The following is a 13,626-nucleotide window of genomic DNA, read 5'->3' as shown; positions in this document are numbered from 1 at the left end:
AAACTCATCTTATGCTAAACAATTTGAATCCTCATCACTACCACACCATTGCGGTGTGGTATCTGGTGCAACATTCTCTTTCTGCATTTCAAAAAATCAAACATCATTTTGGTGATTGTGAACAAGCCATGTTGCCCCAACATTTGGCACAGTGGTCACAGTTGGGCTTACATGCCAGTCATCTAAAACGTGTTCAAGAATATCAAAGCGATGCTGGTCAACAGGATTTTGCCAGACTGATTAATTTGATAAAACAGTACACCGATTTTATTGTTACACCCGATGATACGCTATATCCATCGCAACTGCTTCCTTATGAAGATCGCCCACCGATTATTTTTGGGCAGGGTAAAGTGGATGCCTTACTACAACCGCAAATTGCAATTGTAGGTAGCCGCAAACCTAGTCCACATGGTCGACAGGTGGCTTATGATTTTGCTTTTTATTTAAGTGAAAAAGGCTTCTTTGTTAGTAGCGGTCTGGCACATGGGATTGATGAAGCAGCACATCAGGGTGGTTTACAGCATCAGCGTAGTATCGCGGTCATGGGTACGGGTCTGGATACGACTTATCCGACAGCCAATCAAGATTTACGCCAACAAATAGCACAACAAGGCGCAGTCATTAGTGAATTTTTACCGCAAACCTTGCCCTTACAACGTCATTTTCCACGGCGTAACCGAATCGTGAGTGGCTTAAGTCTGGGAGTACTGGTGGTTGAAGCCAAACAGCAAAGCGGCTCATTGATCACCGCCAATGAAGCAGCCAAACAAGGCAAACTCATTTTTGCGATTCCAGGTCATATTTATAGCGAATTTCATCAAGGTTGCCATCAACTGATTCGGGAAGGTGCAATTTTGGTTGATCATCCTGAACAGATCATTGAAGATTTAGCGCTGCCAACTCAATGGCACATCAATCAGCAAGTGCAACCTGACTCAACTGAGCAAACTCATCATATCCCAGAGCATTTAATTGGCTTATATCAACAACTGGACTGGATCGGACAAAGTATCGATCAACTCGCTCAAAACTTTAGTGGATCAACTGCCGAATTAACTGGTCAATTGATGGAACTGGAACTCTCGGGACTATGTATGCAGCAGGCTGGTTTATATCAACGTTGCCGACCAAGCTATTAACGTTCACAATAGCGACTGTTTTTATCCAAGCAGGACATCATCATGCTGACCACCTCCGTTGTAGAAGCAGCACAAAGCTTGAAACAGGGCAATGTGCTTGCCTATCCTACTGAGGCCGTGTGGGGATTAGGTTGCGATCCTTTTAATGAGCAAGCCTTTCATAAAATTCTCAGCCTAAAACAACGCCCAATTGAAAAAGGGGTTATTTTACTGGCAGGTCATATCGATCAAGTCCGACCTTTACTTCAGAATCTTGATTCAGAACGACAACATCAGGTGATTCAAAGCTGGACCGATCGCAGCGTGATTGAACGTGCGACCACGTGGCTACTCCCCGTCAATGCAGCACAAATTCCCAAGTGGATTACTGGACAGCACAGCCAAGTCGCGGTAAGAGTTACGACACATGCCTTATGTGTGGCGCTGTGTCATGCATTTAATGGTTTTATTGTCTCCACCAGTGCCAATCCCGCAGGATTAGAACCTGCACGTTCTTTGCAGGATGCGAGTCAATATTTCGACTCAAAAGTTGATTATCTCAATGGTGATTTAGGCTTGAGTCAAGAACCAAGTCGCATTATCGATGCTTTGACAGGGCAGGTTATACGCGCTTAGAGCAACCCGAAGTACTGATCGTTAATTTGTCTAAGTTCAGTTTGCTTATTCAATGCTGAAACATTGATCTGTAGAAATAAAAAAAGCTCAACCACATAGATGGTTGAGCATAAAAAGGATGTTTTTCAATCACATCCAGAGGGTAAACTAAATCTGATCGCAATGACTGATTAGAATTTAAGTCATATTTTGCAATGAATGTATTATGGATGATTCTTTTGTCTTATACAAATATATTATTTATCTTATAAAAACCTATAAATAATGAGCATTATTATTCAATTATACTTAATAATTAAAATTATCATTCTATTTTCATTCATTTTTTTAAAATTTTGAATTTATTGTCATATTTTAAATTTATTTAAAAATCATATAGAAACAACAACCCAACGGCTCTTTAAGCAAATTATTTTAAAAGATTTAACGCTGATGAATAGATCTCTGAATGCGTGATCTATTCATCATTAGGGTTCTTGTTTTTAGAAACCTTAAGGAATAAATGATTTACCTAAAGAGGCAGGCAAATTCATTTGCAGCAATTTTTTATCTCGCGAAATGACCACCAACACTAAAATAGTTGCCAAATAAGGTAAGGATGCCAACAGTTCAACAGGTAGATCTAAACCCAAAGCCTGTGCATGGAACTGTAAAATCGTAACACCGCCAAATAAATATGCACCAATCATCAATCGTGCTGGCTTCCAGACTGCAAATACCACTAGGGCAATCGCAATCCAGCCACGACCTGCCACCATATTTTCCACCCACAGTGGCGTATAGACAGTCGATAAAAATGCACCGCCAATTCCCGCCATTGCACCGCCAAACAGAACTGCACCGTAACGAATCAATAAGACGGGATAACCCATGGCATGTGCCGACTCTGGCGATTCTCCAACAGCTTTAAGCAATAAACCCAGCTTAGTTTTTGCCAAAACCCACCAGATCACAAAAAACGTTAAAATCGACAAATACACGACATAGTTTTGATGAAACAAAATCGGGCCAATAAAAGGAATCTCGGAGAGCACTGGAATATCTAGCGCTTTTAAGCCTTCCAGACTGTTACTCACAAAATGTTGTCCCACAAATGCCGATAAACCTACACCAAAAATCGTCAGTGCGAGACCACAGGCTGCCTGATTGGCTGCTAGAGATAATGCCAAAATTGCAAAAATTAAGGCGGCTGCCATCCCTGCGATTGCACCTGCGATTAAACCCGCGGCAGGCCCTAATCCCGTGCTTGCACAAAAAGCAAAACCTGCAATCGCGCCAATCAGCATCATTCCCTCAACGCCTAGATTGATCACACCTGTACGTTCTACCACTAATTCTCCCATCCCTGCAAAGATCAGTGGTGTACCTGCGGCCAGCGTTCCGGCCAGAATTGGAACTAAATCAATCATGTCTGACTCCTAAGCTGTTTCAGTTGATGCAAGGGAAGCTGTATTTTTTTTCATGGTTTTAGACTTGCCAAAACGATAGCGATTTTCGATAAAAGCATCGGCTGCCAGTAAGAAAAACAACAACATGCCCTGAAATAATCCTGTAATTGCGGCAGGGAGTTGTAGATTGAGCTGGGCTGTTTCCCCGCCGATGTAAAGCAGAGCCATCAAGAAGCCTGACAGTACAATTCCAATCGGATTTAATCGACCTAAGTACGCGACAATGATTGCTGCATAGCCATAGCCTGGAGAAATATTAGGATTAAGCTGTCCGACAGGCCCCGCGACTTCACCCACTCCTGCAATACCGGCCATAAAACCTGAAATCATCAAGCTAAACCAAATCGCCTGTTTGGCAGAAAAACCTGCGTAACGTGCCGCATCAGGCGCTTGTCCACCCACTTCGAGCTTATACGCCAGAAAACTGCGTTTACTAAACAACCAAAATGCCAAGACTGCAAAAATGGTGACCACGATCAAGGCATTGATCCGTGTGCCTTCAAATAAAATTGGAAACAAGGTTCCATCATCGAACATTACCGATTGTGGAAAATTCATACCTGCTGGATCTTTCCACGGCCCATTAATTAGGTACAGTAAAATGAAGGTCGCGATATAATTCAGCATTAACGTGGTCAGCGTTTCCTGTGCATTAAAATGGGTTTTTAATAAAGCAGGAATGGCTCCCCACAACGCACCACCGATCGCCCCTGCAATCACCATACATGGCAATACCCAAAATCCTGAAACTCCCTGACAGGCAATGGCCAGTCCACCCCCAAAGATCGCCCCCATAATCAACTGACCTTCGGCACCAATATTGAAAATACGAGCTTTAAATCCAACAGATAAACCTAATGCAATTAAAATTAAGGGACTGGCTTTAATTATCAATTCACTCCAGCCATACCAACTGGATAATGGCTCGATAAAAAACACCTGAAACGCTTCAAGTGGATTTTTCCCTAGAGCCATAAACAGCAAGCCACCAATAGTGAAAGTCGCGACCAGCGCAATGATAGGTGAAAGCCACTTCATTAATGTCGATGGATGATCACGTGGTTCGAGTAAATGCATATATAATCCCCGTTCAAATGAAATGGTCTAAGCTGTTGCGCTTAAAACACTTGAGCTTTCAGCTTGCCGATTTAATCCTGACATCATCAAACCAATGGCTTCTGCATTGGTTTCGCTGACAGGTTGAGCTTGGCTCAGGCGACCTGCCGCCAGAACAGCAATTCGATCACTGATCTCAAATAATTCTTCCAGTTCTTCAGAAATCACGATGATGGCAACCCCTTGACGGGATAAATCAATCAAAGTCTGCCGGATAAAAGCTGCGGCTCCGACATCGACGCCCCAAGTCGGTTGTGCCACCACCATGACCTTTGGCTGTTGTAAAATTTCACGTCCTACAATGAATTTTTGTAGGTTACCTCCCGATAAGGAACGAGCAGCAGCTTCAGTGCCAGAAGCTTTTACTGCAAATTTTTGAATACAGTCCTGTGCAAACTGACGTGCTTTTTCATAACTGACCAGTCCATAACGAACAAAACCTTGTCGAAATGCGGTCAACAATGCATTTTGAGTTAAACTCATGGCAGGCACTGCGCCACGTCCCAGACGTTCTTCGGGGACAAAGCCAAAACCCAATGCACGGCGTTGTCCTGCATTTAAATTCCCAATCGCACGACCTTCTAACAGGACACAATCTTTGGCTGTGGTGATTTCACCAGACAAAGCGGTCAAAAGTTCAGCCTGACCGTTTCCAGAAATCCCTGCAATCCCTAAAATTTCACCTGTTTTTACACTGAGCTGAATATTCTCAAGGGATGTCCCAAAAATATCGGGTGCCTGTACATTGAGCTGTTTGACTTCAAATATGGGCAGACTTTCACCTGTATAAACTGGATGTTCGTAAGCAGGAAGATCACGACCTATCATCATTTTGGCCAAACTAGCGGTACTTTCTTGTTTTGGAATGGCCGTGCCTGTAACCTTTCCACCACGTAAAATAGTGGCACAGTCACAGAGCGTTTTTATCTCATTGAGTTTATGACTGATATATAAAATTGATACGCCTTCGCTGGCCAGACGGCGTAGGGTTTCAAATAAGGTCAACACTGCTTGAGGCGTCAGCACTGAAGTCGGTTCATCTAAAATGAGCAATGATGGGTTTTGTAATAGGCAACGAACAATTTCAACCCGTTGTCGTTCCCCGACCGATAAACTATAAACGGTTCTTTTTGGATCGATAGGCAATCCATATTTTTCAGACACCTCAATCACGCGTTTGGATAAGGCGTTTAGATCAAATTTTTCATCCAAGCCCAATGCAATATTTTCCACAACGGTCAGGGTTTCAAATAACGAGAAATGCTGATAGACCATCCCAATACCCAAACGTCGGGCTGCGGCAGGACTTTCGATACTCACCGAACGACCATTCCAGACAATTTCTCCTTCATCGGCTTTGACAGCACCATAAATAATCTTCATCAGGGTGCTTTTACCTGCGCCATTTTCTCCAAGCACTGCATGGATTTCACCTGGTGCGACCTGTAAGCTAATTTGATCATTGGCGACTAAGCTGCCATAGCGCTTGGTAATATTGATCAGTTCCAGACGATTTTGCTGCATAATAGGCGTTGACTTGTTGCTCGTCGTATTGAAGACAGGATCAACAGAGACTGTATCGGAAGGTAGTGCCATCATGTCATCTCTTTGGTTCAGGTGATTGAAATGAAGCAAGGGACATGCCATGCTAAAATCACATTGCTTTGGTAGATATAGATCATTTAAAAAATAAAATAATGATCAGCTTCAGGCTTACCTCAAGACCAGAACCCCTGATGGGCTTGTGCTGCTTCTTCACTTAAACACGGTCCAATCACTTGTATAGCTCGTTGTCCACTGGCAAAGACCTGTCGGCAAGGTAAAGACAAGGTTGGATTTTCTGGATGATTACCCGTGATTTCGAGTAATTGACCCTCACTCATGCCATAAACCACGCGACCAATGCCCGTCCAATAAATAGCACCTGAACACATCGCGCAGGGTTCTGCATTGGTATATAACGTGCAACCTCGAAGCTGTTCTAAGGGTAACAGTCGCGCAGCCTGTCCTGCGGCTACAGTTTCTGCATGGCGAGTCGGATCACCTGTGGGTGGTAATGAGTTATTGCCTGCCTGTGTCACGATTTCCCCTTGTGCATTCACGACAATCGCAGCAAAAGGATGTAAGCCTTGTTGTTTGGTTTGTTCTGCCAGTTCAAAGGTTTTTCTTAAAAAAAACAGGTCTTGAGCTGTGGCCTGATCATGTGTTGTCATTTCGCTGTCCCTTGGGATTCAATGGCACTTGAACATGAGGATGGAGCGTAAACAAGCTAAGGTCTTGTTGCTTACGCTCAACCTGCATCCTCAATACATTTTAGAAGTGGTAGTCCACACGAACCATTGGAGTACTGGCTGTTGCGCCTTTTCCGGCAAAACCATCGGTATCATTGCCGAATTTATTTTTCCAGTACTCATAACCTGCACCAGCACGCAACTTACTGCCTTTAAGACCTATCACTGAACTTAGGTCATACATCACCCGTGCATCGATATGGGTTTCAGCTTTGGTATCGCCACCCGATTCATTTTTCCCTTTAGAGTCAATCCAGAGTGCATAGCCTTCAAAAGATAATGGTGTTTTTGCAATTGGAATGCCCCAAGTGAATTGAGCTGCTGCATGTGTATCGTAAGTATAGCGACCAGAAGAATAGCCAAAACGTGGTGTATCTGAGGAAGGATCATTACTTTCAAATAATGCCAAGATGCTAAAATCTAGAAAGCCAGGCACATCAAATTGAATCGTTGGTCCAACCACCCACATCCGCTTTTTAGAACTATAACTATCATTCTTGGTATTCCAGTCCAACCCTGCTGTTAAACCTGCGCCACGAATGTAGCCTGGTACAGATAAGTTGGTTTTGGTGATTGCACCTAAATCCAGATAGCGACGAATGACTACATAAGCTTCCTGAGTGCCTTTATTGTTGGATTGCGTGCTATTTGGCTCATCATCAGACTGAAGCAAGTCGACATTAAAGAAATTTGAACCATATTTATCGCCACTGGCATGGGTCAGGTTAAAAATCTGTTTGGTAATATCAGTACGGCTGCCATCTGCATCATTTTTATACGGTTCAGCAAATTGAGTGCCGTAGCGCCAACCAATCGAAGTATCACTCCATGTTGCGGCTTGTGCAGATTGCATGACACCTACTCCCCCTAGAATAGTCGCCATAGCAGTCATTAACGTTTTAAGTGCATTACCTTGTTGTAATACTTTCATTACACATTTCCCCTTATCACCTTGTTAAGATCAAAGCGCACAATATTCGTTTCAAGATACTGATTGATTGCTTTGTTAAAATCACGTTTGCCCCAATGCAAAACGATCTGACTCAGAGATAAAGGCAAATTTCCTACCAAAGATTGGCATATTAAAAATGTACAATGTTGCTTATGTTAAAATAGATATAAACCTGCAATTCAGTCTTTTTTTTAATCGAATTTCATGAAAATACAGAGCATTAAAAGCACAGGGCAATAGCTGCACGATTTCCCTGTGCTTGAACGTAAGTGATTGAGAGAAAGAAACTGCAAAGAATTAATTGACCACATGACTATCGTTTCTCAGCACCGAAATCACCAAATCACGGAACCAACGAAATTCAGGAGAGCGGTGCTGGCGTTCATGCCAAAGTAGATAATAAGAAATTTTAGGAAACTGAATCGGTGCTGTCGAAATCGTCAACGGTAATAATGCACTATAATGGCGAGAAAATGAGCGCGGTGCAGAGAAAATCGCGTCAAGTTGTAGCAACATGTACGGAATCATCCCAAAATATGGAATAAATGCCACAATATTACGTTTCAGTCGTTCTTTAGATAAATGTAAATCGATGACACCACGTTGGCCAACCGTATAAGGTGTGGGTGCAATATGATCAGCATTTAAATAATCATCCATGGATAAAGCTTTGTTGGCGAGTGGGTGTGACTTACGCATCAGGCAAACGACTTCATCTTCAAACAGTGGCGCAAGCCGTAAATATTCTGGGGGTTGCGGCCAATTGCCAATCACCGCATCATACATGCCACTTTCCAGTGCATGGGCATAATCCACATTGTGTCCCATCGAATGCATAATCACCGTACAATGCGGAGCTTCCACATGAATCCTACGCAGAATTTCACCAATCGCGATCGGATTTAAATAATCGGATGCAGCCAGATTAAAGACTTGGCGCGATTGCGCAGGATCAAAATTGACTTGCTGAGTCGCGATCAGTTCGAGTTGGCTGAGTACCTGACTCACAGGCTCAAGTAGAGATAATCCACGCTCAGTTGGAGTCATGCCATTTCGACTACGCACCAAAAGTTGATCACCCGTAATTTCCCTGAGTTTTTTTAAAGCAGTACTAATGGCAGGTTGTGATTGATTCAGTCGTTTGGCTGCATTAGATACACTTTTTTCAGTCAAGAGCACATATAACACTTGCAATAAATGTGCATCCAACGCTTCCCATTTGTTTGTAGGATGAATCACCAAGCTGTCCTTATTTTACTAAAACGAAGTTTATAGGCAAAATTTATACCATCTCTGGCATGTAATAGAACAGCACTATTCACAATGATGAAAATAAAAACAGTTTTTTTATGAATTATTTCAATTGACAGCCAATAAACCTGCCATAGGAATAAAGTGACTTTGATGACGAATACGATTGATCCAGCGACGAATATGCAAAAATGGCACTAAGCTCAGTCCAGCATCCCATGCCAGCGCGACTTGTGGAAAGATCATCAAGTCGGCAATCGTGGGGTGTGAGCCCAATAAATAGCCCTGCCCAATAACAGTTTGCTCACATAAGTGATCATCTAATTCGCGTAATTGTTGTGTTGCCTGTTGGATCAGCTGTTCCTCATTAGATAAAAATTGATCGACCGACAAATTCGCCTGACGTAAGATTCCTAAACTGAATTTAAGTGTTTCATTAAAATCAGACCAAGCCTGTATTTGTGATGACAAATTTTCAGGCATCCATTGCAATTGATTTTTTGTTATTTCAAGCAGTTGTTTAAAAATAGGCATCAACCCAGAATGGTTTGACGTGGAATCGAACAAAACAGGACATTCAAATTTGCGCTCCAGTTGCTCGACATCTGCATAGATGGATTGATAAGGAAGCTGTAAAAACTCAAGTAGCAAACGAACACTGTAACAATCCGTAGATAATGGATCATCCGCGAGTTGAAAAGCCGCTTGTGATTGATTTAAGTTCATGCCACATGCTCCCTCTGGGTATTTTGATGTACACCATAACTCCAGTTTTTCGCGATCAACCATTTACGATAGGCGGTCGCCAGTGCATCGGCTTTAGTTGGAATTTCCAATTTTTCAAGTGGAAGTTTCAAAGGCAGATGATTTTCCAGAATCGGTTTATCCTGTGTAAAAATTTTCTGCTGAAACAACACCATATCGGTCATGCTACTGGTCTGATCATCCAGAATCATGAGTAAATGCGCTCGAATATGAGTTTCACTCAAGGGTTGAATAAACAGACACACCACATCGGCAGGAATAATTCCCTCAGCCGCAGTATTCACTTTATATAAAATCGCATTTAAGGGGGAAGCAACACGATAAACATATTCAGTTTCCTGTGGCTGAGGAGAACTCGGTGCAGCAAGCGGTTGAGTAAAAAAACATTCGGTTGCCCAAATTTCATCGACCTCTTCACGCCATTCAACTTGATAAGGTTTGACAGCGGTTTCTGGTTCAGCACCCAATATCCCTGTATGTACATAAGGAAAATGTGCCATATCCAGAAAATTTTCAATACCACGCAATGGCGAAGTCCGCACACCATAAGCGCCACAGGGTACACGGCGGGCGGCGGCAACATCATATTCTTGTAGCTGAAATAGTGGTTTTTTCTCAGTACCAATACACAACCAGACAAAGCCATAAGCCGCTTGTACTGCAATATCTGATGGAGCAATATCGAGTGCATCAAATCGAATCTGATACACTTTTTCAGCATGGATAATATCTTGCTGGATCGTCAAATTATGGCCATCCAGACGAGTTTTGATCTGTTGCTGCTGAACAAACTCCTGTTCAGACGCCAACACAATCCACTCGCCAACCAAGCTTGGTGCAAGTGATGGAAGATGCTGATTAGACATAACTCAATTGCTCCATCTCCAAATCCTGTCGCATCTGATTTAACAAAGGATGACGCTGGGTTGCATGTTCTTCTTGCAATAACATCGCATGTATGGTCACCACATTGGACTGAGTAGGTGTTAAATAAATGCGTAGTGCGGAATCTTTAGCATGACCTTGCCACACTAACCGATTGTGACTAACGCAGTCACTTATCCCCAGTTCAGATAGATAATCCTGTACCTGAGGCAATGTCGTCGACAGTGTGACCGAACCTGCATAAACGAACGGCACTTCCTCCAAAGGAAGATCAGCACAACAATCAGCATCACCGCCATACCAGATCATGCCTGACTTTTCAGTGACAGCATAAGACTTGGCACATAAACTTTTCGGCGCACGTTGATCAGGTTGAGCAGGTATTCGCTGACAATGCCCATCTTCAGCAGCAAACTGCCAACCATGATAGGCACACACGAGACTTTCGCCTTGTACTTGTCCCAGACTTAAACGCACACTGCGATGCGGACAACGATTTTCCCAAATTTGGACATGACCCTGAATAGAGCGCCATACGGCAACATCTTTATCTTCTACCAGAAATTGTTCCACTTCACCCGCTTCGATCAACACCGAAGGAACTAAAGGGATCCATTGTCCTGTGATCATGTCCATCTTCCTCAGAAAAATCATTGACTTAAATTTTACAATTTATTTTGGCAATACGCCCTGAACACCTTGTACATAGAAGTTCATCTTATCCAGTTGTGCTTCGGTATAAACACTGCCTGCTTTGACAAACTCTTTGCCAGCTTGTGTATACAGTGGACCTGCAAATGGATTCAGTTTACCTGCCTTAATGGCATCACGACGAGCCAAAACCATTTTTTTAGCGTCAGCCGAAACTGCTTTTCCAATATTTTCCACATTGACCGTGCCTTCTTTGACTCCATAATAAATCGGCGCATTGGTCCATTTGTTCGCAGCAACATCTTTCAGCACTTTTTCATAAATCGGATCCCAATGCAGTACCGCCGCAGCTAATTGCGCATCGCCACCAAATTTATCCATATCCGAATTCCAACCGAGACCCCAAACCCCTTTTTGCTTGGCCGCCTGTACCACTGCTGGCGAATCGGTATTTTGTAATAACACATCGCACCCTTGTGAAATCAAGGCTAAAGCAGCATCACGTTCTTTACCCGGATCAAACCAAGAACTGACCCAGACCACTTGGGTGGTAATTTTTGGATTGACACTACGCGCACCAATAGTAAACGCATTAATATTGCGCACTACTTCTGGGATTGGATACGAACCTACAAAACCAATTTTACCAGTCTTGCTCTTACTTCCCGCCAACACACCAAGCAAATACGCACCCTGATAAGTACGAATATTATAATTGCCCATATTTTTGCCAGATTTATAACCTGTGGCATGCATAAACACTGTATTTGGATAAGTACGTGAGACTTTCTCCATTGCATTCATATAACCAAATGACGTGCCAAAAATGACCTTATTGCCTTGTTGCGCGAGGTTACGAAAAACACGTTCAGCATCACCTGTTTCAGGCACATTGGCCACAAAAGTGGTTTTCACCGCCCCTTTAAGGTCTTGTTCGGTACGAATACGCGATTGATCATGTGCGTAAGTCCACCCATGATCCCCCGGTGGGCCTATGTAGACAAAAGCAGCTTTGAGCGGGTCAGCGGCATGTGCAGTCGTTACGACTGTGGCTGTCGTCGATAAAGCACCGAGTGTGAGTAAACCGCTACTGGCTGCACAAAATGCAGTCTTTTTGAATTTTGAAAATAATTTGGAAAATAAACCCTGTTGGCTTTGATCGTGAAGCTGATTTGGATTTTTGTTCATTTCAACAGACATCGCACTACCCCATTTTTGTTATGGTATAAAGACACCAGAAAATAAACTTACGCTGAACCAAAGATTTATTTTCCAGAACACATCAAGCTAAAATGCAACCTTTGCGCCAACATGAGCTGTGTTGTTTTTAATTGATCATTTTTAAATAAAGGTTATATAAAAACTAAAATAGAGCCAATGAATCGATCAAATCAAAATTTAAATAAAACAAAAATAATCAATAGGTTATTTAATTAACCCCTTGCAATGTGACTTTAGCTTATTGCTTGATAAACGTTTAAGAAACGCCATCGTTTGAATAGCGTAGAGATTCTGCACAAGTGTGGAACATCCCTGTCCACCCTGCTGCTTAAAAGTCATATATCTAGTTTGGAATGATCTTTTTCGTTTTTATTGATGTTTTCTTTTGCGCCAAAATGATGCCCAGCAAGATCATCATTCCACCAAATGTATGATAGATCGTCCAGTGTTCTGACAACCACAGACTGGCAATAATTGCTGTAAATACAGGCATCAGATTCATAAAAATACTGGTTCGATTGGGTCCAATTTGCTGAACAGCTACCATCCACAATAATGGTGCAATCAGTGATGGAAAAATGCCCGCATAAAAAACACTTGGTCCATTTTGAAGATTAATCGAATCAAGTCCCAACCAAACAATAAAGGGCAGGTGATAAATCAGGGCAAATCCGATTTGCACATATAGACTGATCAATAACGGAATCTGTAACTGCCATTTCTTTAAAAACACCCCATAAAAGGCATAGAAAAACACCGCAACAACCATGATGGCATCGCCCCAATGCCCACCACTTTGCAATAAGTTGGCAAGATGTCCCTGACTCATGACATACATGAGACCAAAAAAAGAAATCAAACTCCCGATCACAGCAAATTTATTGGGAATATCCTTTAAAATAAACATTGAGACAAAAATGGTAAACACTGGAATAAAGGCATTGATAATCCCCATATTGGTCGCAGTGGTATAATGTGCAGCACTATAAGCCAGTCCTTGATATAGCACCATCCCAAAGGCACTTAACACCGCCAGTTGCCCCAAATGCCGCCGTACCAGCATCCGTTGTTTCCAGACTTGAGGCAGGATAAAAGGTGTCAATACTAAAAATGCCACCAGCCAGCGATAAAAACTAATGCTCACTGGAGAAATATAATCGGCCACATAGCGAGTCACTGTAATGTTCAGCGACCAAATTAATACAGCCAGCATGGGCAGTAACAATGCCCACCAATGGACTTTTGCAACATCTTTCATGAATTTTTCAAATTAAATGAGAATAAATCTA

The 13,626-nt window shown here is 42.5% G+C and carries 13 protein-coding genes; 2 read left to right on the top strand and 11 right to left on the bottom strand.

The window, feature by feature from the left end:
• Positions 1-11: 11 nt before the first annotated feature.
• On the top strand, positions 12-1,142 hold the full coding sequence (gene dprA, locus EGS47_RS08385; RefSeq protein ID WP_049173876.1) for a DNA-processing protein DprA: 1,131 nt from the start codon (positions 12-14) through the stop codon (positions 1,140-1,142).
• A 42-nt stretch (positions 1,143-1,184) separates the two neighbouring features.
• Positions 1,185-1,757, top strand: coding sequence for an L-threonylcarbamoyladenylate synthase (locus EGS47_RS08380; RefSeq protein ID WP_125269532.1), 573 nt, complete (start codon positions 1,185-1,187; stop codon positions 1,755-1,757).
• Positions 1,758-2,248: 491 nt separating this feature from the next.
• Here the strand turns inward: EGS47_RS08380 and EGS47_RS08375 are convergent, their stop codons facing one another.
• The 11 genes from EGS47_RS08375 to EGS47_RS08325 all read right to left on the bottom strand — a co-directional run bounded on the left by EGS47_RS08375 (position 2,249) and on the right by EGS47_RS08325 (position 13,595).
• Positions 2,249-3,166, bottom strand: a complete 918-nt coding sequence (locus EGS47_RS08375) for an ABC transporter permease (RefSeq protein ID WP_005001710.1) — start codon at positions 3,164-3,166, stop codon at positions 2,249-2,251.
• A gap of 9 nt (positions 3,167-3,175) precedes the next feature.
• Positions 3,176-4,282: an ABC transporter permease gene (locus tag EGS47_RS08370; RefSeq protein ID WP_004985584.1), complete on the bottom strand. Its 1,107-nt coding sequence runs from the start codon at positions 4,280-4,282 to the stop codon at positions 3,176-3,178.
• A 27-nt stretch (positions 4,283-4,309) separates the two neighbouring features.
• Positions 4,310-5,920, bottom strand: a complete 1,611-nt coding sequence (locus EGS47_RS08365; protein ID WP_004985586.1) for an ABC transporter ATP-binding protein — start codon at positions 5,918-5,920, stop codon at positions 4,310-4,312.
• Between the two features lie 119 nt (positions 5,921-6,039).
• On the bottom strand, positions 6,040-6,534 hold the full coding sequence (locus EGS47_RS08360; RefSeq protein WP_004985588.1) for a nucleoside deaminase: 495 nt from the start codon (positions 6,532-6,534) through the stop codon (positions 6,040-6,042).
• A gap of 100 nt (positions 6,535-6,634) precedes the next feature.
• Entirely contained in the window at positions 6,635-7,543 is a 909-nt protein-coding gene (locus tag EGS47_RS08355) for an outer envelope protein (RefSeq protein ID WP_049173874.1), read from the bottom strand.
• A 318-nt stretch (positions 7,544-7,861) separates the two neighbouring features.
• A complete protein-coding gene (locus tag EGS47_RS08350) occupies positions 7,862-8,803 on the bottom strand; it encodes a LysR substrate-binding domain-containing protein (protein ID WP_005001706.1) in 942 nt (313 codons plus the stop codon).
• 120 nt (positions 8,804-8,923) lie between these two features.
• The gene (locus EGS47_RS08345) at positions 8,924-9,541 is read right to left on the bottom strand and encodes a glutathione S-transferase (protein WP_005001705.1); all 618 of its coding nucleotides are present in this window, start codon (positions 9,539-9,541) and stop codon (positions 8,924-8,926) included.
• Positions 9,538-10,446, bottom strand: coding sequence for an aromatic ring-hydroxylating dioxygenase subunit alpha (locus EGS47_RS08340; RefSeq protein ID WP_125269531.1), 909 nt, complete (start codon positions 10,444-10,446; stop codon positions 9,538-9,540). The genes EGS47_RS08345 and EGS47_RS08340 overlap by 4 nt, the downstream gene beginning before the upstream one ends.
• A complete protein-coding gene (locus EGS47_RS08335; RefSeq protein ID WP_005001699.1) occupies positions 10,439-11,095 on the bottom strand; it encodes a Rieske 2Fe-2S domain-containing protein in 657 nt (218 codons plus the stop codon). The genes EGS47_RS08340 and EGS47_RS08335 overlap by 8 nt, the downstream gene beginning before the upstream one ends.
• A gap of 42 nt (positions 11,096-11,137) precedes the next feature.
• A complete protein-coding gene (locus tag EGS47_RS08330) occupies positions 11,138-12,316 on the bottom strand; it encodes a BMP family ABC transporter substrate-binding protein (protein ID WP_005001696.1) in 1,179 nt (392 codons plus the stop codon).
• A gap of 364 nt (positions 12,317-12,680) precedes the next feature.
• Positions 12,681-13,595 carry a DMT family transporter gene (locus tag EGS47_RS08325; RefSeq protein ID WP_005001695.1) on the bottom strand — a complete coding sequence of 305 codons (915 nt, stop codon included), beginning with the start codon at positions 13,593-13,595 and terminating at the stop codon, positions 12,681-12,683.
• Positions 13,596-13,626 lie beyond the last annotated feature (31 nt).

The organism is Acinetobacter sp. FDAARGOS_515 (assembly GCF_003938865.1).
Classification (GTDB): Bacteria; Pseudomonadota; Gammaproteobacteria; order Pseudomonadales; family Moraxellaceae; genus Acinetobacter; species Acinetobacter ursingii.
Note: the sequence above shows the minus strand (reverse complement) of the source record. Positions and strands in the feature narration are given on the sequence as shown.

Excerpts from the sequence above, each read along its gene's own strand:
- dprA (WP_049173876.1), top strand. The coding sequence starts at position 12 with ATGCTAAACAATTTGAATCCTCATCACTACCACACCATTGCGGTGTGG.
- EGS47_RS08380 (WP_125269532.1), top strand. The coding sequence starts at position 1,185 with ATGCTGACCACCTCCGTTGTAGAAGCAGCACAAAGCTTGAAACAGGGC.
- EGS47_RS08375 (WP_005001710.1), bottom strand. The coding sequence starts at position 3,166 with ATGATTGATTTAGTTCCAATTCTGGCCGGAACGCTGGCCGCAGGTACA.
- EGS47_RS08370 (WP_004985584.1), bottom strand. The coding sequence starts at position 4,282 with ATGCATTTACTCGAACCACGTGATCATCCATCGACATTAATGAAGTGG.
- EGS47_RS08365 (WP_004985586.1), bottom strand. The coding sequence starts at position 5,920 with ATGATGGCACTACCTTCCGATACAGTCTCTGTTGATCCTGTCTTCAAT.
- EGS47_RS08360 (WP_004985588.1), bottom strand. The coding sequence starts at position 6,534 with ATGACAACACATGATCAGGCCACAGCTCAAGACCTGTTTTTTTTAAGA.
- EGS47_RS08355 (WP_049173874.1), bottom strand. The coding sequence starts at position 7,543 with ATGAAAGTATTACAACAAGGTAATGCACTTAAAACGTTAATGACTGCT.
- EGS47_RS08345 (WP_005001705.1), bottom strand. The coding sequence starts at position 9,541 with ATGAACTTAAATCAATCACAAGCGGCTTTTCAACTCGCGGATGATCCA.
- EGS47_RS08340 (WP_125269531.1), bottom strand. The coding sequence starts at position 10,446 with ATGTCTAATCAGCATCTTCCATCACTTGCACCAAGCTTGGTTGGCGAG.
- EGS47_RS08335 (WP_005001699.1), bottom strand. The coding sequence starts at position 11,095 with ATGATCACAGGACAATGGATCCCTTTAGTTCCTTCGGTGTTGATCGAA.
- EGS47_RS08330 (WP_005001696.1), bottom strand. The coding sequence starts at position 12,316 with ATGTCTGTTGAAATGAACAAAAATCCAAATCAGCTTCACGATCAAAGC.
- EGS47_RS08325 (WP_005001695.1), bottom strand. The coding sequence starts at position 13,595 with ATGAAAGATGTTGCAAAAGTCCATTGGTGGGCATTGTTACTGCCCATG.